The 21,657-nt window shown below is 32.9% G+C and carries 17 protein-coding genes; all 17 read right to left on the bottom strand.

Annotated elements, in window-relative coordinates:
* Nucleotides 1–58: 58 nt before the first annotated feature.
* The 17 genes from NU887_RS10555 to NU887_RS10475 all read right to left on the bottom strand — a co-directional run bounded on the left by NU887_RS10555 (nt 59) and on the right by NU887_RS10475 (nt 21,445).
* Complete coding sequence (locus NU887_RS10555; protein ID WP_258423332.1) at nt 59–1,213, bottom strand: glycosyltransferase family 4 protein; 1,155 nt, start codon at nt 1,211–1,213, stop codon at nt 59–61.
* A 102-nt stretch (nt 1,214–1,315) separates the two neighbouring features.
* Nucleotides 1,316–2,194: a glucose-1-phosphate thymidylyltransferase RfbA gene (rfbA, locus tag NU887_RS10550; RefSeq protein ID WP_258423331.1), complete on the bottom strand. Its 879-nt coding sequence runs from the start codon at nt 2,192–2,194 to the stop codon at nt 1,316–1,318.
* A gap of 32 nt (nt 2,195–2,226) precedes the next feature.
* Entirely contained in the window at nt 2,227–3,321 is a 1,095-nt protein-coding gene (wecB, locus tag NU887_RS10545; protein ID WP_258423330.1) for a non-hydrolyzing UDP-N-acetylglucosamine 2-epimerase, read from the bottom strand.
* Nucleotides 3,322–5,019, bottom strand: coding sequence for a capsule assembly Wzi family protein (locus NU887_RS10540; RefSeq protein ID WP_258423329.1), 1,698 nt, complete (start codon nt 5,017–5,019; stop codon nt 3,322–3,324).
* 45 nt (nt 5,020–5,064) lie between these two features.
* On the bottom strand, nt 5,065–5,820 hold the full coding sequence (locus NU887_RS10535) for a WecB/TagA/CpsF family glycosyltransferase (RefSeq protein ID WP_258423328.1): 756 nt from the start codon (nt 5,818–5,820) through the stop codon (nt 5,065–5,067).
* A complete protein-coding gene (wecB, locus tag NU887_RS10530; RefSeq protein ID WP_258423327.1) occupies nt 5,810–6,946 on the bottom strand; it encodes a non-hydrolyzing UDP-N-acetylglucosamine 2-epimerase in 1,137 nt (378 codons plus the stop codon). The genes NU887_RS10535 and wecB (NU887_RS10530) overlap by 11 nt, the downstream gene beginning before the upstream one ends.
* 40 nt (nt 6,947–6,986) lie before the next feature.
* A complete protein-coding gene (locus NU887_RS10525; RefSeq protein WP_258423326.1) occupies nt 6,987–8,108 on the bottom strand; it encodes a polysaccharide biosynthesis C-terminal domain-containing protein in 1,122 nt (373 codons plus the stop codon).
* A gap of 7 nt (nt 8,109–8,115) precedes the next feature.
* Nucleotides 8,116–9,159, bottom strand: a complete 1,044-nt coding sequence (locus NU887_RS10520) for a polysaccharide biosynthesis protein (RefSeq protein ID WP_258423325.1) — start codon at nt 9,157–9,159, stop codon at nt 8,116–8,118.
* A 6-nt stretch (nt 9,160–9,165) separates the two neighbouring features.
* Nucleotides 9,166–9,714, bottom strand: coding sequence for an acyltransferase (locus NU887_RS10515; RefSeq protein ID WP_258423324.1), 549 nt, complete (start codon nt 9,712–9,714; stop codon nt 9,166–9,168).
* Nucleotide 9,715: 1 nt separating this feature from the next.
* Nucleotides 9,716–10,663, bottom strand: a complete 948-nt coding sequence (locus NU887_RS10510; protein ID WP_258423323.1) for a glycosyltransferase — start codon at nt 10,661–10,663, stop codon at nt 9,716–9,718.
* Nucleotides 10,664–11,824 (bottom strand): glycosyltransferase, encoded by a 1,161-nt coding sequence (locus NU887_RS10505; RefSeq protein WP_258423322.1) that lies wholly within the window; start codon nt 11,822–11,824, stop codon nt 10,664–10,666.
* Entirely contained in the window at nt 11,796–13,148 is a 1,353-nt protein-coding gene (locus tag NU887_RS10500) for an O-antigen polymerase (protein ID WP_258423321.1), read from the bottom strand. Before NU887_RS10500 ends, NU887_RS10505 begins: the two co-directional genes overlap by 29 nt.
* Nucleotides 13,124–14,560, bottom strand: a complete 1,437-nt coding sequence (locus NU887_RS10495; protein WP_258423320.1) for an oligosaccharide flippase family protein — start codon at nt 14,558–14,560, stop codon at nt 13,124–13,126. The genes NU887_RS10500 and NU887_RS10495 overlap by 25 nt, the downstream gene beginning before the upstream one ends.
* Nucleotides 14,561–14,677: 117 nt before the next feature.
* Nucleotides 14,678–15,988: a nucleotide sugar dehydrogenase gene (locus tag NU887_RS10490; RefSeq protein WP_258423319.1), complete on the bottom strand. Its 1,311-nt coding sequence runs from the start codon at nt 15,986–15,988 to the stop codon at nt 14,678–14,680.
* A 180-nt stretch (nt 15,989–16,168) separates the two neighbouring features.
* On the bottom strand, nt 16,169–17,485 hold the full coding sequence (locus NU887_RS10485) for a UDP-glucose dehydrogenase family protein (RefSeq protein WP_258423318.1): 1,317 nt from the start codon (nt 17,483–17,485) through the stop codon (nt 16,169–16,171).
* 219 nt (nt 17,486–17,704) lie between these two features.
* Nucleotides 17,705–18,808, bottom strand: a complete 1,104-nt coding sequence (locus NU887_RS10480) for a Wzz/FepE/Etk N-terminal domain-containing protein (RefSeq protein ID WP_258423317.1) — start codon at nt 18,806–18,808, stop codon at nt 17,705–17,707.
* Between the two features lie 36 nt (nt 18,809–18,844).
* On the bottom strand, nt 18,845–21,445 hold the full coding sequence (locus NU887_RS10475) for an SLBB domain-containing protein (RefSeq protein WP_420839748.1): 2,601 nt from the start codon (nt 21,443–21,445) through the stop codon (nt 18,845–18,847).
* Between the last annotated feature and the right edge of the window lie 212 nt (nt 21,446–21,657).

The following is a 21,657-nucleotide window of genomic DNA, read 5'->3' as shown; positions in this document are numbered from 1 at the left end:
ACAAAAAAAGCTCCGAAGATTTTGACTTCGGAGCTTTTCAATAAATAACCATTAAATTTTAATTATCGCTGATTTTTACTTTTTCTAAAACATCACCCTGAATATTGGGTCTTTGGTGTGTTTTCCGTTTCAGTCTTTTAGAAAGTATAGGCGGAGTGTTTTTATTTATTTTTCGGACTCTTTTCAATGTCATGGAATCCATTTTTAACCCAAGGACCACTGCCAGTAAAATAACAATAGGCAACATAACATAGTCATTAAGGTTAGATCCCAAAAATATCAAGGAAAAAAAACCAATTTTAACAGCTACAAGAGTTAAAGTAACTTGATCATGCCTCATCCCCATCCTCAAAAGAAAATGATGCACGTGACTTTTATCAGGAGCCATCGGAGATTTCCCCTTTAATGTTCTTTTAATAAAAATCCTAGATGTATCATAAATAGGTATAATCAACAAAGCTATACCTGAAGCTATAGGAGCATTAAATTTCCATCCTTCATAATTTGCCATTGTACCATTTTTATCTATAAATAGGATGGTCAAAACTGCTAAAGCAAACCCAAGACTTAAAGAACCTGTGTCCCCCATAAATATTTTGGCAGGATGCCAATTATATACCAGGAAAGATAGTACCGAGCCCACTAGAATAAATGAAAATACAGAATAACTAGTAAGATCTGCTTCCAAAAACCACCATCCAAGAAACATAAAAGTTACCAGACTTATAGAACCCGCCAAGCCATCTAAGCCATCAATAAGATTGAAGGAATTTGTTAAAACTAGAATTGTAAAAAATGAGATACCATAACTTATCCAAAGAGGGATTTCATAAATTCCAAAAAATCCATAAAGACTTGTCAACCTAATATCAGCCATCACAACAACAAGGTATGCAGATATAAACTGACCAGCCAATTTTTGAAATGCACTCATATTGACCATGTCATCTCTAAGCCCTACAAAAAACATCAAGCCAAATGCAGCTAGCAAAAACCTGATTTCCATGATTAATTGGGAATCAAGCCAAGCCAAAACCGAGACAAAACTAGCTAATACAAATGCTATACCTCCCATCGAGGGAATAAAACCATTATGGATTTTTCTACCCCCAGGGCTGTCGACAAGCTCCATTTTTTTTAAAAGAAGAATCACTATTGGAGTCAGTAAAAAACCAACCATAAACGCTGTACTAACTGCTAGAAAAATTATCATAAAAATTATTTTTTGCAAATTTAACTATAAACAACTAATATTCAACTTTTTACTATTAAAACTGATGAATATTTATCAATTAATTACTAATAAGATACCAAATTAATTTAGGCCAGCCTTTCTCAGCAGATACTCACCGTATTCATTTTTCCTCAAATTTTGAGCCAACTTTTTCAATTTTTCTATTCCAATAAATCCCATATCATAAGCGATCTCTTCCAAACAAGCGACTTTAAGACCTTGGCGCTTCTCAATAGTATGGATAAAATTTGAAGCTTCAAGCATGGACTCATGAGTTCCTGTATCCAACCAAGCAAATCCCCTACCCATCAACTCTACTTTAAGTTCTCCTTTTTTCAAATATTCTTGGTTTACAGTAGTAATTTCCAACTCCCCTCTTTGGCTTGGTTTTATCTTTTTAGCAATTTCAATGACTGAATTTGGATAAAAATAAAGACCAACTACTGCATAATTACTTTTTGGAACATCAGGCTTTTCCTCAATACTTACAGCATCCCCTTTCTCAGTAAATTCAACAACACCATATCTTTGAGGGTCCTGGACATAATATCCAAAAACAGTTGCTTTGTTTTCTTTTTCAACTGTTACTACTGAGCTTTTGAGTAACTTGGTGAATCCATGACCATAAAAAATATTATCACCCAAAACCAGACAAACCGAATCATTTCCAATAAATCTCTCCCCAATGATGAAGGCTTGGGCCAAACCATCAGGTGAAGGTTGTTCTGCGTATGAAAGTTGTATTCCCAAATCCGATCCATCGCCAAACAATTTTTTAAAATTAGGAAGATCATGAGGCGTACTTATGATTAAAATCTCCCTTATCCCAGCCAACATCAGCACAGACATTGGATAGTAAATCATAGGCTTGTCATAGATCGCAAGCAGTTGTTTGGAAGTTCCCTTAGTAATGGGATAAAGCCGGGTTCCAGAACCTCCGGCAAGGATTATACCTTTCATAGATTTGAGTTCTAGTAATTGGAAATCATATATCAGCTGTAAATCTCAATAATTTTATCAACAATTCTTTGAGCTGATTTTCCATCCCATAGAGGTATTCCCTTATAAGATTTCCATTCTCCCTTAAATAGTCTCTCCAATGGTTCTTTTAGATTAGATGGCTCAGTCCCAATTAACTCATTTGTACCTAAAGTAACTGTTTCAGGTCGTTCCGTATTGTTTCTCATTGTGATACAGGGAATGTTCATCACAGAAGCCTCCTCTGTAATGCCGCCTGAATCAGTGATCACGCCTTTTGCATTTTTGACTAGGAAATTAAATTCCAGATAAGAAAGAGGTTCAACCATCCTTAGTCTTGGATGATTAATTCCTATTTTTTCGAGATTTTTTGCAGTCCTAGGATGAACCGGAAATATTACGGGAAAATCACCTGTTCCAATCATAATAGCATCTATCAAGGCTTTAAGCTGATGCTCTCCATCTACATTGGCAGGCCGGTGCATGGTCATCACAAAGTAACTCCTCTCAATAAGGTCATCGAACATTTCCCCTCTAGGACTTACAAATCTATCTTGATTGGAAAGTAATGTATCAATCATTGTATTCCCCACGAAATGAATCCTATTCTCAGGCACTCCAACTGACAACAGATGTTTGTTAGCTATCTCTGAAGTTGTAAAAAAATGGTCAGTAATACTATCTGTAACAATCCTATTGACTTCTTCCGGCATACTCATATCTCCGGACCGAATCCCGCCCTCCACATGCGCCACATCGATTACCAATTTCTTGGCCACAATAGAACAGGCTAAAGTTGAAGTTACATCTCCGACAACTATAACTAAATCGGGCCTATTGGCTATCAATTCTTTCTCAAAAGCCACCATAATGGCTGCAGTTTGTTCGGCCTGACTTCCTCCTCCCGCCTCCAGATTGATATCAGGTTCAGGAATATTCAACTGTTCAAAAAAATTACCCGACATTTTCTTATCATAATGTTGACCGGTATGAACTAGTCTAAAATTTATTGCTGTCCCTGTCTCCTTTTTGTCCTGGATGGCTTTTAGAATAGGCGCAATTTTCATAAAGTTAGGACGGGCTCCTGTAACTACAGTAATATTGATCATTTAATTTTGTTTATTAAAAAAATAAACCAAACTGATTTGGGAATGTAGAGATAACAAATTTTCTCCTTTTGGGAATTCAGGAGTACTTTTTTCATCTAGTTGCCATTGATAATTTTTTCCATTAATTACTTGAAGCCTTGAACTAAATAGTAGGTTTTCCCATCTTTTATCAAATAAAAACCCAATACTTAAATCTATCCATGGCTGATGTTCATTTTGTTGGCCAAATGCTCTGTAATAAAAATCCTGGTGGTTTTCTAATCTTTCAAAAATAACCCCGAGTTTATTGAAATTTTCAACAATGGCAAATTCTAAGGTCTGGATATTTGAACCTGTACCTATTCCGACCCCTAATGGCTGTCCATGGTTTACAAAACCGCGGACTTGATAATGTGTATGCCAAGAAGCATCTCCTCCTAATCCAAGGTATCTTATGTATCTATTTACTGATTCTTGCTGATGCGTGATTTCACCGCGTAATTGTAAAAATTTATTATTCTTTCTGAGTGCTACTAACTTTTTAAATCCAATTAAATAAGCCCGGGCATGTTCCGGATTTATTAAAAACTCCCTCCAATTGAAAGCATGGTCCCTCCTACCATATTCAAAATAAATCTCAAATTTAGCATTTACATTGTAAAACCTTCCAAATATGGTTGCCTGTTGATCTCTTGCTTCTTCATCAATTTGGGTAGGGTTGGAGCTGTTAATAAATTTTTCCTTTTGAAATACCTGAAAGATGGGAAAAAAATCATCAAATGTGTTTCCTCTATTTTTGTTAAATTGCTGAAATGTTCTTGAAATTCCAAAGAATAAACCAGGAATCCATTTAGGATTATACGAAACTGTTATACCATTCAAATACCTCCAGTCCCCGGTAAATTGATCAAAATATTGGTCATTTAAACTTTGGTTTTGAGAAGGTCCTAATCCTGAGTTTTTGAGTTTACCAACCACAACCTGTCCTTCGAAATTTCCCAAAAATGTTTTCGCGGGTTTAGTGGTATTAAGGGAGAAATGAGGGAATGATTTGGCATTATTAGAAAAAGTCAAGGAATTCCATTGACCGGGTCCCCACCAAATATTTCTGGAAGAAATCCCCAATTCAAATGCACCATGATTAATTGCAAAGTTTGATTGTCCTAACCAAATCTCAAAAAACTCGTTTTTCCCAAATCTTTCAGGGCTATCATCATAATTCCAATAATGAAATCTATCTACTAATATAGGTTGTTCGAAATCATCTGAAAAACCTTTATATGCCCGGTTTTGGGCTATTACAATTTCTGGCTGAAATTGAAAATTCAAAAACTTCCATTTGACAAAAATCCCACCACTTATGTATTGTTGTAAACCAACATTGGGAATCATTCCAAAATCACTCCTACCATAAGGTCTATCTGAATTAAAAGTAGTTATACTTTGAAATGGAAGAATAAAATTTTCAACTCCGTTTTTCGAATTTTCGAAACTTACCAAATTGCTGGAAGAATCAATTTGATCGAGTAAAATTGGTCGGAGTAAGAAAGATGATTTGGTATTATCTGAAATTATTTGATTTCTTCTGATGAATTCCTCAACCAAAGGTGTACCCGCCGGAATAAACTGACCGAAGGCACTTTGAAAAGAAAATTGAAGCGTGATTAAAGAAATAATCTTTAAATAATATAAATACTTCTTAGAAAATATATTTTTCAAATCAATTTTTTATAGATCAATCGGATGATTAATTGGCATTTTTCATTACGAATTTCTTTTTCTTTCAGTTTCCCTTGAATCCCATATAAATTTGAAAAAATAAAGGAACATATCTAAGTACCTTTCAAAAAGCCTGAAGGGTTCTTGAACAAACCTATATAACCATTCGATTTTAAGGTCTTTAACCCATATAGGGGCCTGTTTCTTTTTCCCCGCAATAATATCAAACACGCCTCCAACCCCAAGAGACGCTTTAAAAAGAAATTTATCTTTATTTTTATACATAAAAACCTCTTTTTTGGGGCTTGGCATTCCAAGAAGAATGATATCTGGAGAACAATTTTTTATGTTTTCAATTATTTGATGATCATCTTCTGCAGAAAAAAAACCATTATGTGATCCAACAATATTTAAATCTTTGAACGAATTTTTTAAATTGTCAATAATTATTGGAAGCTCTTCCTCCTTGGACCCTAAAAGAAATATGCTGAATTTTTGTTTAACACAAATCTCCATAAGGCCTTCAAAGATACTTGGAGTATCGAGCCTGACAGGGACCTTGTATCCTAAATATTGCAATGCGAATTTTAAAAGAATGCCATCTACATTAGCAATAGTAGATTGTTTTAAGGCATCCAATATTTCAGGGTTCTTTTTAACCAAGCTTAAGCTATATGGATTTACTCCATTAAGAATAATTCTATTTTCAGATGAAAGACAATTTTCTAAATAAGCCAAATAATCTTTTTGATCTGTTAAAAGAAAATTAATCCCCCAAATTTTTTGAATTTCATTTTTCACCCCAAACGACCCTCTTGATATAATCAACATAAGAAATTATGATCCTTACCATTTTTTCAGAAACATTTGGCATACTGTAGTCAGCAACTTTTCTAAAATTCCTTTCCTCTCCTACTTTTTGCTTTTCAAGTTGAACAATTCCCTGAATTATTCTTTCTGTGTTCATTCCGACCATCATCACAGATGCTTCTTCCATAGCTTCGGGTCTTTCATGGGCATCCCGAATATTCAAAGCACGAAAATTCAAAATAGAAGACTCCTCTGAAATCGTACCGCTGTCGGATAATACTGCAAAAGAGTTCTTTTGCAAAGCATTGTAATCAATAAAACCAAGAGGCTTTAACAACTGAATCAGGGGATGAATCTCGACACCTTTTGATTCTATCATTTTTCTTGTCCTTGGATGTGTGCTTACAATTATCGGATATTGATATTTCTCAGCCAAAAAATTCAAACTATCAATCAATCCTTTGAAGTTCTTTTCGCTATTAATGTTTTCCTCACGATGAGAGGATATCACAAAGAATTCTCCTTTTTGCAAGCCCAACCTTGATATGACATCGGAATTGTTTATTCTGTTTAAATGAAAATTCAAAACCTCATACATTGGAGAACCTGTTTTGATAATCCTGTCCGCGGATAAGCCTTCACGAAGGAGATATTCTCTTGCAATATCACTATATGTAAGATTGATATCGGATATATGGTCCACTATTTTTCTGTTAGTTTCTTCAGGTACCCTTTGGTCAAAACACCTATTTCCTGCCTCCATGTGAAAAATGGGAATATGCCTTTTTTTAGCCGGAATGGCACAAAGACAACTGTTTGTATCCCCTAAGACTAAAAATGCATCCGGTTCCAATTTTTCCAATAAAGGATCAATTTTAATCAAAATCTGCCCAACTGTTTCTGTGGCTGTGGTACCAGCTGCATCTAAAAAATAATCCGGTTTTCTGATTTGAAGATCATCAAAAAATATTTGATTCAGTTCATAATCATAATTCTGACCCGTATGAACTAATATGTGCTCTATAGCATCTGATTCATCGAGTGCAGTCAGAACCCTCGAAAGCCGAATAATTTCCGGCCGGGTACCCACCACTGTCATTACTCTGATCTTTTTCATTTATTATTTTTAAAGATATAAATAGGGTAATTAATCAATTTTAAACGGTAACAAAATAAGTATCAGGATTTTTTTCATCATAATGTTCGTTGATCCAAAAAATGGTATACAATTCTTCTTCGCCTATGTTTTTGATATTATGAGTAAACCAAATCGGCATATCAACATATGCGGGTTCATTCCCATCTAAAAAAAACTCCATAACTTCATCTTTATCGATTTTCCTAAGTTGAATTAGAGCCTTACCCTTAATTACTGCAAACCTTTCTATTTTTCTGGTGTGAAAATGGTTGCCTCTAGTAATTCCTGGGAAAGTAGTTGAAAATGATACTTGGCCTCCAATTCCTAACCTAATAACCTCAACGAAAGCGCCTCTCGGATCAGCATGTTTTATAAATTTACGGGGAAAATAGTTTTCAATATCCATATAACATCGGTAAGTATTGAAAAGATTATGTTCAAAAGAATTATTCATTTTGGGTATCATTCCTGAATCTTGGTATACCGATTTATACATTTTGAGTAATTCCAAAATCTCTGAAACCTTTGCTTCTGATGTATGATTAACTGTAAATAATGAATCATTCTTTTTAAGCCGAATAGCCTTTATGATTTCGGACACTAATTCATCGACATAAATAAGCTTTAAATCACCATCAATTTCAATCTTTGGCATTTCATTGCGACTAACTTGATGGCAAAATGTCGCGATTACAGAATTATAAAATGGATTTCCAAAAGGCCCAAAAACATTGGGAATTACAAGTCCAGTAAAAATAGAACCGGATCCCATTGCCCAATTTGCAAATAAATTTCTTCCTTCTTTTTTCGACTTTCCATACAAATTATCCCTCTCTTCTTGGGTAGAGGAGGAAATTAAGACATGAGGTTTACAGCCTGTCCTTTCAAAAGAGGAAATGAGCTTTTTGACTAAAGCGACATTGGTAGAATAGATAACCTCAGGTTCATTATGCCTGTTTAGTGCTGCCAAATGGACGATCACATCGCATTGGCCAACAAATAAATCAAGTTTTTCATTTTCACTAAACCACTCTCTGTCAAATTCAATTCTTTCAAACTCCTCTGGAAAAAGTCCTAGAGTGTTATATAAATGTGCACCTACAAAACCGTTTTGACCGGTTATCCCTATTTTCAAAGACATGTTTGTATTAATCCGGGTATTGTTCAACGTTAACTTCTCCCAAAATATCTTTTCTGATTATTGGAAGTTTTAAAAGCAATTTTTTCGTACCCTCTATATCAAGTCTATGGGTATTGTGAGAATGATATTCTTCAAAATTTGAAACATTTGGTTCTCCTTCTGAAAAGAATTGTGCATAATTAAGATCCCGAGTATCAGCCGGAATTCGAAAATAATCTCCCATATCTTGGGCTTTTACCATATCTTCTCTGTTAACCAAAGTTTCAAACAACTTTTCTCCGTGACGGGTACCAATTGTTTTGATTTCATTTTTTGAATCATATAATTCCAACAATGCTTTAGCGAGTACCTCAATTGTGGCAGCAGGAGCCTTCTGAATAAATAAATCTCCTTGATTACTGTTATCAAATGCAAAAAGAACTAAATCTACGGCATCTTCTAAAGTCATCATGAAACGTGTCATATTTGGATCAGTAATCGTAAGTGGCTGACCCTTTTTTATTTGATCAATAAATAATGGTATGACCGAACCTCTTGAAGCCATTACATTGCCATATCGGGTTCCACAAAAAATTGTTTTATCATCTTCTAATCCTCTTGATTTAGCCACCATCACTTTTTCCATCAAAGCCTTGGACATTCCCATAGCATTTATTGGATACGCGGCTTTGTCGGTACTTAATACAACCACTCTTTTTACTTCAAATTTTTCCGCAGCTGAGAGAAGGTTATCAGTTCCAAGTATGTTAGTTTTAACAGCTTCAAGGGGAAAAAACTCACATGAAGGCACCTGTTTCAATGCAGCAGCATGAAAAATATAATCAACACCTTTTACAGCAGTTTCAACACTTGAACTATTTCTAACATCTCCTATGTAAAATTTAACTTTGGAATTGTTGATCTTTTTTCTAAGGTCATCTTGTTTTTTTTCATCTCTACTGAAAATCCTTATTTCATCAAACATTTCAGTATTAACAAACCTGTTTAACACTGCATTTCCAAATGAACCCGTTCCTCCGGTAATGAGCAATTTACTTCCTTTTATTATCATTGTGATTTAATTAAATAAAATTTCTAAATCTTTAATTGAATAATTTGAATTAGTTTTCAACAAATGCAATTCTAATTCTTCTTTTCTAAATCTTGGCCTAATTTTTTTGCAGGGTATACCCACCGAAATAGAATATGGAGGAATATTTTTGTTAACTAAACTACATGCCCCAATAATTGAACCTTCCCCTATGGTAACTCCTTTCAAAATTGTGACATTCCCCCCAATCCAGACATCTTTTTCAATAATTACTTGCCCATTTATTTTTTCATTTCTATAGAAAAACATTGGTACACCAACTTTGCTATAAACATGGTCATCTGATTCGATTAAAAGATTAGGACCAATCATTACATTATCCATGATTTTAACCCCTCCATTTGAATTGATTTTAAAATCTCTTCCAATATAAATATTGCTACCAAGATCTACTTTTGAAGGATTATTTATTAATCCACCCTTTGATAATATTATTTGATTCCCTTTTTTTTTAAAATTGAGATAATAATTCAAGTAGTAAATCCTTCTTAATATTTCAGTGATTTTATTTTTCATATTATTTCAAAAACTTCTTTTTAATTTCTCTAAAAAGAATTGGGTAGTTTTTCAGCTTACGAAGCATTTTAATTCTAAATAAAAATTTATGCTTTTTGGTAAAGTAATAATTAACGTTTTTTATCGTTTGATCGTATTTACTTATATTTTTTGGTAATTTAAATTCCCGATTTCCAGCCGTATCAAATTTCGAAATAATGGTTAAAACCCCATCACAGTGAGTACTCTCAACACCATATCCTATATTATCAATTTTTGAAAGGTAAGGATATACTGCTAGCCTATTATTTTTAAAATGGTCATATGCCCAATAAATATACCATGAGTCAATTTTGCCCGCCAAAGCACTCTTTAACATTACAGACATATCATGACCGCATTTTAGATCAAAATCAATTAAAGTTTGCTGATTTATTTCATGGTTAATTTTTTGTTTTAAAAAAATTTCAGGTGACCAACTTGATCTCCAAGTAGCCCACCCCCAGGAAAAAGTCCTGTAGTGGAGATAAACATCACTTTCTAATGTATCGCTAGCTTTAATAAATGGAGAATATCCATTTATTGATTGGATATCATTTCTATGTTCAAATGCAGTCAAAGCCTCATTCATGAAAATTAAAAAATTTGGAGAGGTCAATAGATCATCTTCCAAAACTATAACACTTTCATTTAATTCAAGGATTGAGGAAACTCCATTGATAATTGACTTCGCAAGACCTTTATTTTCGTTGGATATATTAATTACAACTTTTTTAAATCCTACTACTTCCTTTATATAATTTCTAACCTCCTCGACTTGCTGTATATCTTTCTCATTTTTGGGTCCATCTGAAAAAATATATAATTCAGATTCTTTAGCAAGATGGTTTTTTTCAAGAGCCTGAATTGTCAATTTTGTCTCTAGGAGTCGCTTATAGACAAATAAGCAAATAGGTGAAGGATTACTCATTCAGTTTAATATTAAATCTATAAATTCGAGCCTTTGATTAGAAAAAGCATATTTATTTTTCAATAATCTGATTGCATTTTCGGAGATCATTCTTCTCTCTCCCACTTTTGAATTTAAAATTTTTTCAAAATCTTTTTTGAATTCTTCTTCATCATTGGAAGAAATTACAAATCCTGTATTATGTTTTTCAATGAATTTGAAAACTGATGAATATTTTGGCGCATGGAAAAGAATAGGAATTCCTGTATTCAAATAGGTAAAGACCTTGGATGGGAATGAAGTAGATGAAAGAATCTTTTTATTTTCCTCAAAGGACATTGGAACATATACTAAATCCATTTTCTGCAATTCATTTACTAAATCTTCATTTTTCATCAAACCCCTATTTTCGATTTCGAAAGAAAAATTATCTTCTAATGATTTAGGAAAATTATTGGAAAAAACATGAAGTTTTAAGTTTCGCCCTGTTTTATTGAGATTATTTAAATTCAATAGAAGAGTGTTAAAATTTTTTGGACTCCAGACATTTCCGGCAAATCCGATATTGGAAATATTATTATTGAGGATCGGAGACGGAACTTCAGTTTCATCTGCAAAGCATACAATTTTGTAGCGGTTCGAAAAGTTGTATTTCGTAAACAAATAATCTTTCAAAGCTTCAGAAGCAAAATCAATAGTAGTTGCGTTTTTCAACAACCAAATGTAATCGTCCTCTAATATTTTCGCTTCCCATTTAGGTAAATGTCCGTAAATATCATCTTGAACGGAAATATGCAACTTTACTTTTGTCCTTTTAAAAACTGCACTACTAAAAGGTATAGCTTGAGTTGATACATATACCCAAATTAAATCAAAAGTTGAGAAATCCTTAAGATTCAGATTTTCCCCTTTTCTTTTCAAATATCCATACCTAATTTTAAACCAAAATTTTCCTATCCAAGGAATTCTCCTACCTATTTTGTCAAAAGAGCCTGATTTTACAATAGGTAAAAAATTAACAAAATTCGCATTTTTTATATTTAGGCCTTGAACTTTTGACTTATCAATGCTTAGCCAAGAAAAATCTAAGAAATCTAATGAACCAATCAATTTCCTAAATAAAACGGATCCTCCCGTCTCTGCAGGGAAAGAGTTAGGCGTCAAGAATAATACTTTTTTCATTTTTATTTTTTGAAAAGAAGTAAATGATCAGAAACAACAAATAAAAGCTGATCAACGGCGTGAATAGTAAATTGGATTGAGCAAAACTAAAGTAAAAGGGAAGAATGAGTAAGTAGCTGTACATTGCAATAGAAGAAACCGAATTATTGCCATATAACTGTTTAATTGCAATGTTTGAAATAATAAAAAGAAGAATACTTCCTATGATGACACCTAAATATCCATTCCAATAAAACAATTCCAATACACCTCCAATTCTAATCCCTTTAACTTCCACATCAATACTATTGGCCATAATAACACTTGAAGTCATTTCAAAAACAATATTATAATCTAAACCTAATAAGGAAATAAGAGGTTTTGGAAACAAAGGGAAAAATACCGTTTCCAAATAATGATTTGAAATTAATTCCTTGCTTGCCTCGGACAACGCTTTTGTGGACCAAACCCCGTCTCTAAATTCTCCACCAAACTTTGTAAAAATTACAAAATATTCATTTGCCAATTCTGTTTGATTTGATTCAGTTACAGTACTTGCCCTCAATAGAGGCACAATGAAATAAATTAAACCAACAAATATCCCACCATATAAAATGAGTTTGGGATTTAACTTTTTTTCTAACCTTTTCAATAAAATAATATGAATAAAAAATAAACATATCATCGTAGTCATTAAAAGAAATCTTGAACCTGTCAAAGTCAGCACCAAACTAGAAATGAAAATATTCCAAATCAGCCATTTTAAGCTTAATTCATTTTTTTGAAATCTTAAATAAGTCAAAATTAAAAATATCGGATAGATATAAATGAGTCTATTAATAAATGGGACTCTGAGTGCAATATTTTGAGAAAAATCACTGTAATTCTCCTCTATCCCTAGACTTATATTGGGTAGGAAAAAAACCAAATGTAGTCCAATTAAAATTTTTGTAAAAAAAATTGCCTTTTTTAATGAGAAATCCCAATCCAATTCAAATTTGCTTTTTTCAAAAAGAGATTCTTGATTTTTTACAAATAGAAACCCCAAAATTGAAAATGTAAAAATGAATAGAGAATACATATTATTTACCATTACAATATCACCATCAATTATCCATATTGTAGAAAAAATATTATAGGTGAGATTTCCCCATAGAAGCCATAAGTAAAAATAAATCATGATGATTAAAAAAAGGCTATTTGTTTTTGTGACCAGATTAAAAAACACGGAGGAAATTATAAAAAAAAGAAAAAATCCGGAAAACGCATCAAAACCAAACCATATATAATTCAAAGCAAATAAAAATGTAACAACTATTACTAATATTTTTTTTGTTCCAACCATAATTTTCTTAAATCTTTATAATTAGTTATTGAATAAATAACTATGATTATAATTGCGCCAATCTGAAGGAAATAAAAAATTTGCTCAAAATTGATAAAATTATAGATTAAAATTGAAGTTGAAATACATATGAAAAGCCAAATCAAGTCAAGTATTATTTGTCTTTCAAATTGGATTTCTGTTCTGAATAGAAAACAAAGATAGATTGAGGTAACTAAATTAGATAAAATGTAAGCATAGGCTATCCCTTCTAATGAGTATTTTAAGTGCAAAAAATATCCTAATGTTATAAAAACAAAAAAACTTGCAAAATTTAATTTCATTATCGAGTTGGTTTTTTTCCACATTTCATAAGGCTTTATCAAAATAAGAATCAAGCCATTAAGTACCGCCGAAAAAACTCCAAAAAGTATCAATATCCCTCCAGACCTGAACTCAATTCCAATTAATATTTCGATAATTGTCTCCTGAAAAATAATGAAGGTTAAAAGAATAATTAATGAGGAAAAGGTGAATAGCCTAAAAAAAAGCTTTAAGTATTTAAAAAAATTGGATTGACTTATATGAAATTTTTCAACCATAATTGGCTGCATATATAATAAAAATGGAGTTGTTAATAATCCAATAACATTTAAACCCATAATAAAATTGGCATTGAAGATTCCAATTGCAGCTTCACCTTCATTAATTTTTATCCAAAAATTAATTAACAACGGCTTAAGAAAAGTTATGAGGCTATAGCCGATTAAAGGGAGGCCATATTTCATATAGAGTTTTACCTTTTTAAACCCAAATATGGTAAAATGTAAACCAATTGATATAGCCTCCTTATGAAGGAAAATTAGGATACAGATAAATTCCCCTAGTATAAATGAGCCAACGAGACCTAGGTGGTCAAATTCAAAAAAATAAACCAAAAAAAAACCAAAAATCCATCTAAAATTACTGGCTATGATTGTTGCCAATTTATAATCATTAACTAATTTTTTTGCTTGGTAAAAAGATAGAATTATTTTATAAATCGAATCCACTATTAATCCTAAATAAATTAAAACCAACAGTTTTACTTCAATTTCAAATAGTTGGTTAAAATTCAACAATAACATTATTAAAAACAGAATTGTGATGAATACAATTAAAAAGTTCGAATATAGGATTATTAACGTAGTATCATTTCTCGATTTCCTACCTGGGTTATACCTTAATATTCCTTGTTGAAATCCAAAAGCTGTAATTATTGATAAAAAGTTGATTATGGCGATTAGATAAAAATACAAACCAAGATCTTTGGCTGACATGATCCTTGTAAATACTATAATTGCTAACAGATTAATTACCGCATTGTAACCGATAGCAAATTGGTATAAAAATAAATCTTTATACTTATTAAAAATTTTGGAAAATAATTTCATCTAAAATTAAAAAATAATATAAAATTTTGTCTTTTGAAAGATTTAAATTTTTTTGAATAAATAATTCAGAAAAATTTAATCTAATCCTACTTTTTGAAGATAATCTGATTTTTAAAGTCACAATCTCGCATCAACTTTTGATTTACTAAATATACCTTTTACATCAAAGACAACTAGGTTTTCAGATTTTTGAATTTCAAGCTTAAGGAATTCTTTGTGGGCTACTGCTAAAATTATTGCCGAATATTCTGATAGGTTTGGTTTGTCTTCTTGGTTAAAAATATTGATTCCATATTCATGCATTACTTCTTTTGAATCAGCCCATGGGTCATACACGTCAACTTCCATATCAAATGATTTCAACTCATTATAAATATCAATCACCCTTGTATTTCTCACATCAGGACAATCTTCTTTAAATGTGAAACCAAGAATCAATACTTTTGAATCAATGACTTTGAGATTTTTTCTCATCATCAATTTGATCACTTCAGTTGCGACATATTTTCCCATAGAATCGTTTAATCTCCTCCCTGCTAAGATAATCTCAGGATGATAACCTACTTCCTGAGCTTTTTGGGCAAGATAAAAAGGATCAACTCCGATGCAATGCCCTCCAACTAATCCCGGTTTAAAAGGAAGAAAATTCCATTTTGTTCCTGCGGCTGCCAAAACCTCATGGGTATCTATTTCCAATAAATTAAATATCTTGGAAAGTTCATTTACGAATGCAATATTGATATCTCTTTGAGAATTTTCAATAACTTTTGCAGCCTCCGCCACTTTTATTGAAGAAGCCTTGTGCGTTCCCGCAACAATTACAGATCTGTACAATTTATCCACATAGTCAGCGATTTCGGGAGTACTACCGGAAGTAACCTTTAAAATCTTTGTAACTGTATGTTGCTTATCCCCCGGATTAATCCTCTCTGGAGAATAGCCTGCAAAGAAATCAACATTAAACTTCAATCCTGAAATTTTTTCTAAAACCGGAACACATTCATCTTCAGTTACACCTGGATATACTGTGGATTCATAGATAACTATATCTCCTTTTTTTAAAATTTTTCCGATCATTCCCGATGCTTTGAGCATTGGGGTCAATACGGGCCTATTATGTTTATCCGTAGGTGTTGGTACGGTGACAATGAAAATATTACAAGTGGTAATATTAATAATTTCATCAGTCACCAAAAGTCCTCTTTTATCAGATTGAAGTTGATCGACTGATTCAACAAGAACGTTGGCTAATTCATTATCTTCTATTTCTAATGTCCTATCATGACCATTTTGGAGTTCAAGAACTCTTTTTGAATCAATATCATAACCTATGGTTTGGAGTTTCTCTGCAAATGCAACAGCTAAAGGTAGCCCAACATATCCCAACCCAACAATTGCTATTTTGGATTCTGAAATCGGTTTTAACATTTTCTAATTTTCAGAATGAATAAATATTTTAATTAAAAAAATTACATTTAAATAAGAATCGGCGGGATTCCTTCAAAAAAAATTGAAATAAATAATTTGAATTGTAGTTTCCAAAATAAGTATTAACGAAAAAATAAATGCGTTTCTAGATTTTAACATCTAGAAACGCATTTTAATAAATTAAATCCCAATCCCGTAAAGGGTAAATCCAAGTTCAGAGAGGTATTCTCTATCATAGATGTTTCTACCGTCAAAGACCACTTTGTTATGGAGCAATTTACCCACAGCAGACCAGCTTGGAATCCTAAATTCAGACCATTCGGTCACCAATAATAATGCATCAGCATCTACCAATGCATCGTAAGAATCTTTTGCATAGGTAATTTTATCTCCAATGTAAATATGCTGAGCTTCCTTCATGGCGATTGGGTCATAGGCTTTTACCTTTGCACCAGCAGCTATTAGCTCATCTATTATAACAATAGAAGGTGATTCCCTCATATCATCTGTATTAGGTTTGAAACTCAAACCCCATATTGCAAATGTTTTTCCACTGAGGTCATCTCCAAAATGCTTTTTGACCTTTTTTACCAAAACATGTTTTTGGTCATCGTTTACATCTTCAACTGCTTGAAGGACACGAAGATCATACCCATATTTTTTTCCGGTTTTTACGATAGCTTTGACATCTTTTGGAAAGCAAGAACCACCATAACCTACACCAGGATAAATAAATCTAGTTCCAATTCGAGGATCAGACCCAATTCCTTTTCTGACCATATTGGCATTGGCACCTACTAACTCACATAGGTTTGCAATGTCATTCATAAAGGAGATTTTGGTTGCCAACATCGCATTTGCTGCATATTTGGTCATCTCGGCAGAAGGAATATCCATGTAAATGATTCTATCTCCGTTCAATTGAAAAGGTTTATACAATCTTTTCATTATTTCCTCAGCCCTTTCATCTTCTACACCAATTACTATCCTGTCGGGCTTCATAAAATCATCAACAGCTGCCCCTTCTTTTAAAAACTCAGGATTTGAAGCTACTGCGAAAGGAATATCAACCCCTCTTGCATCCAAAGCTCCTTTTATTGAAGCTCTGACTTTTTCGCCTGTCGTCACAGGAACGGTACTTTTTGTAGCTACAACAATATAATCGGTCATGGTTCGACCGATTTCATCTGCAACTGCCAACACATATTTCAAATCAGCTGAACCATCTTCTCCCGGAGGTGTTCCGACTGCAATAAATGCTACTTGAGAACCTTGAATGGCTTCTCCGAGATTGGTTGAAAATTGAAGTCTTCCGCTTGCAAAGTTTCTTTTTACGATTTCTTCTAAACCAGGTTCGTAAATCGGCATAATACCGTTTTTCAAATTGTCGATCTTCTTTTGATCAATGTCTACGCAGACTACTTCAATGCCTACTTCGGAAAAACATGCTCCGGATACCAATCCAACGTACCCTGTACCTACTACTGTAATTTTCATTTTTTAAAAATTTTATGTTTAATAAATTATTGAATTATTCTTTTTACCATTTTGGGTTTATTGACAGATAATTCTACCGAGATAGATTTTTTTTTTACAAATAAAATGATTTAAAATACAAAAAAAAATATTTGAAAAACTTTTTTTTGTATTTTAAATTTTATTTTCGGTGTATCTCTTCATTTAATCTTAATTATGAGGTTTTGTTTAAAACAGAATCTACCTGTTCCACATTTCTTTTATCGTTGAAAAATATTGGTTGCCAAATACATAACCGATTGAAAATAAAAATCCTACAAACGCAAAACCAACCAAAATAAGAGGTCTTTTGGGGGCTGATTTTTCAATAGGAACAGTTACTGGCTGAATTATAGAAAAAATCGGAGTGTCTTTGCTAACTTGAAGTTTTGCTTGCTCCAGCTGTTTTGCTAATTCATTATAAACGTTAAATGCAAAATTATATTCAGCTTCAAGTTTTTGTAATTGATTAATTACAATTGCAGAAGAAAGGTTCTGATTTCTATCTCTAAAATTGGCTAATCTATTTTCAATCAATTCAAACTCTGTTTTCTTTTCTTGAAATCTTTCCTCCGTAAACTTTAATTGTTCCCTTGCGTTTTGGATTTTGAATTCAATCACCTCTTTTTGAAGCAATTCTTCAGCAAATTTTGCCATTTGCGCAGCGATCCTTGGTTCAGGCATCGAAAAAGACAGAGAAACAAATCCCTCTTTTTCATTAAATTGGATAGCAACTTGATTTTCTAGTCTTTTGAAATGTTCAAATTCATTTTCAGAAATATTTATTAATCCAAATTTATTCAATTCAATATTTTGGTTATTTGTTCCTTTAAGTGCTTTAATTAATAACCCCGGCAAACCAATTGAATATTTACCCATTACGGTCAAAATGCTTGGACGATACACACTATCGAAATAATATCGGTAAGTAATTGGTTTGTCACTTCCATAAGGCTGAATCTTGGCTTCTATCAATGATTTCCTAAATGGAACTGAAGTTACAATTTTAGGATATAAAGTCGGCGGGATCTCATTACCTCCTCCCATTCCGCTTAAATTTATCCCTGCTAAAGAAGCTAATCCTCCAAGACTCCCTCCAACTTTGTTTGGCTCAGACGTTTGAGGGACAAACGTGGATCCTGCTGTATACTCGTTTTTTAAAACAAGAGACACAATCAAACCAAGCACTGTGAAAATCATCGTAATGGAAAAAATTATCTTTCTACTTGTCCATGCGGTTTTAGCTAGTTCAAGGAGGTCTATTTCATCTGATTGAATTGTTGAGTTTAATTTAGGTTCTTCCATTAAACTATTTATATAGAATTTTTATAGGACTTTTAATTACTGACTTAAATTATTCCACAACAATACCAAGGTTGTCAATGTTGTTGAAATAGCTAACCAAGCTTGTAAAGGCATTGCTTCCTTTTCCTTTTTTGTTGGAATAATTATTTCAGAACCAGGTTCTACCTTTGGATAAAATTTAAAAAACAAAAAGTTAGATGTTCTTCTTACGTCACCATTGGCATATACAACATAAGATTTCTTTTTCCTGGATTTTTCTGTAAAACCTCCCGCTCTTGATATATATGATTTAAATCCACCCTTCTCTCTATACCGGGCAGTTGTTGGAAACAGAACTTCACCCCTCATTCTGACGGTCTGCAATTGTTTTGGAATGCTCAAAATATCCCCCTCTTGTAAAATCAAATCAAATTCACTTCCGGGTTTTTCAATGATCTCCGAGAGGTTAATCCCTATCATATCTTGAGTCTTTACAATACTAAAATCCAGAGTGTCATTTTCCGAAACTAATTCTTCAATGGTTTCTTTCCTAAATTCATCAATCAACAATCCTCCTTGTTTATTGGATATACCACCGCCTTTTTCTTCAATTTTTTGATCAATTCTATTTAATAAAATTTTCTCAGCCTCAGTAGTATCTCTTTTGATTCGTTGAAGATTACTTTTTACACCTATCAGATTTGTTGATTTAATTTCATTCTCGCTTGGTCCTTCAAAAAATTCATTTCGTCTTATCAGCGTAGCACCTTTTGGATAGGCAAATTGATTTAATCCTCCTGCTCTTTTCAATAAATCAGAAATTCTTTCATTAGCGTGGACAATAGCATATTCACCGGGGAAATAAACTTCTCCTTCTACACTAACAAATCGGCTTCTTTGAAATCCAGAACTTCTTCGGACGATAACGTGGTCAAAAGGTGTCAAAGTAAAATTTGAATCATCACCCAAAATCTTTAATTCCTTATCTATATCAATATGAATGATTTCAGCCAACTTACCAGAAACATCATCCTTAACCCTTCTCGCTATTTCAATTTGGGAGGACGTTGCAGATTCTTTTAAACCACCTGCTCTAAAAACCAAGTCAGAAACACTCATATTTTCTGCAAATGCAAACGATCCTGGATTATTTACCTCACCACTGATAATTACATAAAATTCTTCTCTAAGGTCATAAATACTTGGAATGTACAATACATCTTCTCTTTTCAAAGTGATATCTTCTTCGTTACCATTTACAATTTCACTAATATTTACAGTTACCATTTCCAAAGAAAAATCATTCCTAGTCCTGTAAAGAGCCGCCCTATTCATAAATGCATCTTCTCTCAATCCTCCCGCTCTTTTGATCAGATCGTTGATTCCCATCCCTTCTTCCAAAGCAAATGTACCGGGCCTTAGAAGTGCTCCAGATATTTGAATCCTATTTTCATACCTATCCAACAGCTCTCCAAAAACAAAGGTATCCCCACTTTTGGGAATGAAATTTCCGAAATTCTGATTGTCAATATTCTCAACTTTAAATTCTTTTTCAGTTGTTCTAAAAACCGTTGCTATATTTTGATAAGCTGTGTTGGAAAAACCTCCTGCAAATTTTATTAGGTCTTTAAGATTTTCATCACTTTTCATTTCAAATAATCCTGGCCTTTTTACAGGCCCTGTGATTTCTACTCTTTTTTCAAATGGAGGAATCATAATCACATCATTATCCTCAAGTCTTACATTTTCAGACTGATTTCCATTTACCAAGAAATCATAAATATCCATTTCAGCAACCATCTTACTGTTTCGATATACTCGGATATTTCTAAAAGAGCCCTCCTTATTTATCCCTCCTGAAGCATAAATTGCGTTAAATACACTTGCAAAAGATGAAAGAGTATAATTTCCTGGTTTAAAAACCTCGCCTACTATTGAAACTTGAATTGATCTGATGTTTCCAACTCTAAGCTGCATAAAGGTATTTGCTGATGGACCACCTAACCCTGAATAAATATTTGATAAAGTGTTCGCCAACCTCGCTGTAGCTGCTTCCACAGTCAAACCTGCAACATTAATGGGGCCAACATTAGGAATAAAAATCAATCCTTCATTGTTAACTTTCAGATCATATTCAAATTGAGAAGCTCCATATATGTCAACCAAAATCTGATCACCTGATCCCAAAATGTAATTTTGAGGAGTCGGAATGTTCAAGTTTGGGGTAAAAGTAAGGTTGTTGTTTCTAAACAATGAAAAACCGAAAATTTTCTTCTCGTTTTCTGTCAGCACCACTTCTTTCTCTTGAAAAAATTCTTCATTTTGAACCCATTTTCTTTCAGTCGTATTTTGAGAAGGATCGCCTGATACTACACTTCCTTTATTTCTGATCTGATTGATCCTTTGCCTTAACTTAGCTACCTCGGTAGCCGGCATTCCTCGCTCCCTCGCCATTGCTTCAAGCTGTTGTTCCGTCATCCCCGAGGATTCAGCTCTTTTGATAAGTTGCTCTAATTGGGCATCTGAAAGATTATCAACTTTGACGTTTTGTATATCAGAAATCGATTGGCCATACAGAGTTGCCACAGTTACCACAAACAAAAGCGCGGTAAAAAACAACTTTACAACCGAGATTTGATTTATTATTTTTTTGCTCATTTTTTAAATATTAGCCTCTGTGGGAAATAACAAAGGATTTTTTATCCCTGTACTAAAATGATAATCGAATTTTTAACATGCACATTCCGAAAATTAAACCAAAGTCTTAAATTATTCAGAAAATAAATCATTTAACTTCTTCTAGTTGACACAGCTTCGCCCTTTCAGTCACATTTTATGCACTTCCAATTAAAAACATCTCTTCAATAAAT

Source organism: Aquiflexum gelatinilyticum (assembly GCF_024741135.1).
Taxonomy (GTDB): domain Bacteria; phylum Bacteroidota; class Bacteroidia; order Cytophagales; family Cyclobacteriaceae; genus Cognataquiflexum; species Cognataquiflexum gelatinilyticum.
The sequence above is the reverse complement of the archived record's forward strand: the minus strand, read 5'-3'. Positions and strand labels throughout refer to the sequence as shown.

Bases quoted from the DNA above. Each gene is read 5' to 3' on its own strand.
- NU887_RS10475 (WP_420839748.1), bottom strand. From the start codon at position 21,445: ATGAGCAAAAAAATAATAAATCAAATCTCGGTTGTAAAGTTGTTTTTT.
- NU887_RS10510 (WP_258423323.1), bottom strand. From the start codon at position 10,663: ATGAGTAATCCTTCACCTATTTGCTTATTTGTCTATAAGCGACTCCTA.
- wecB (WP_258423330.1), bottom strand. From the start codon at position 3,321: ATGATCAATATTACTGTAGTTACAGGAGCCCGTCCTAACTTTATGAAA.
- NU887_RS10520 (WP_258423325.1), bottom strand. From the start codon at position 9,159: ATGATAATAAAAGGAAGTAAATTGCTCATTACCGGAGGAACGGGTTCA.
- NU887_RS10490 (WP_258423319.1), bottom strand. From the start codon at position 15,988: ATGTTAAAACCGATTTCAGAATCCAAAATAGCAATTGTTGGGTTGGGA.
- wecB (WP_258423327.1), bottom strand. From the start codon at position 6,946: ATGAAAAAGATCAGAGTAATGACAGTGGTGGGTACCCGGCCGGAAATT.
- NU887_RS10555 (WP_258423332.1), bottom strand. From the start codon at position 1,213: ATGATAATTTTTCTAGCAGTTAGTACAGCGTTTATGGTTGGTTTTTTA.
- NU887_RS10505 (WP_258423322.1), bottom strand. From the start codon at position 11,824: ATGAAAAAAGTATTATTCTTGACGCCTAACTCTTTCCCTGCAGAGACG.
- rfbA (WP_258423331.1), bottom strand. From the start codon at position 2,194: ATGAAAGGTATAATCCTTGCCGGAGGTTCTGGAACCCGGCTTTATCCC.
- NU887_RS10515 (WP_258423324.1), bottom strand. From the start codon at position 9,714: ATGAAAAATAAAATCACTGAAATATTAAGAAGGATTTACTACTTGAAT.
- NU887_RS10480 (WP_258423317.1), bottom strand. From the start codon at position 18,808: ATGGAAGAACCTAAATTAAACTCAACAATTCAATCAGATGAAATAGAC.
- NU887_RS10500 (WP_258423321.1), bottom strand. From the start codon at position 13,148: ATGGTTGGAACAAAAAAAATATTAGTAATAGTTGTTACATTTTTATTT.
- NU887_RS10485 (WP_258423318.1), bottom strand. From the start codon at position 17,485: ATGAAAATTACAGTAGTAGGTACAGGGTACGTTGGATTGGTATCCGGA.
- NU887_RS10525 (WP_258423326.1), bottom strand. From the start codon at position 8,108: ATGTCTTTGAAAATAGGGATAACCGGTCAAAACGGTTTTGTAGGTGCA.
- NU887_RS10495 (WP_258423320.1), bottom strand. From the start codon at position 14,560: ATGAAATTATTTTCCAAAATTTTTAATAAGTATAAAGATTTATTTTTA.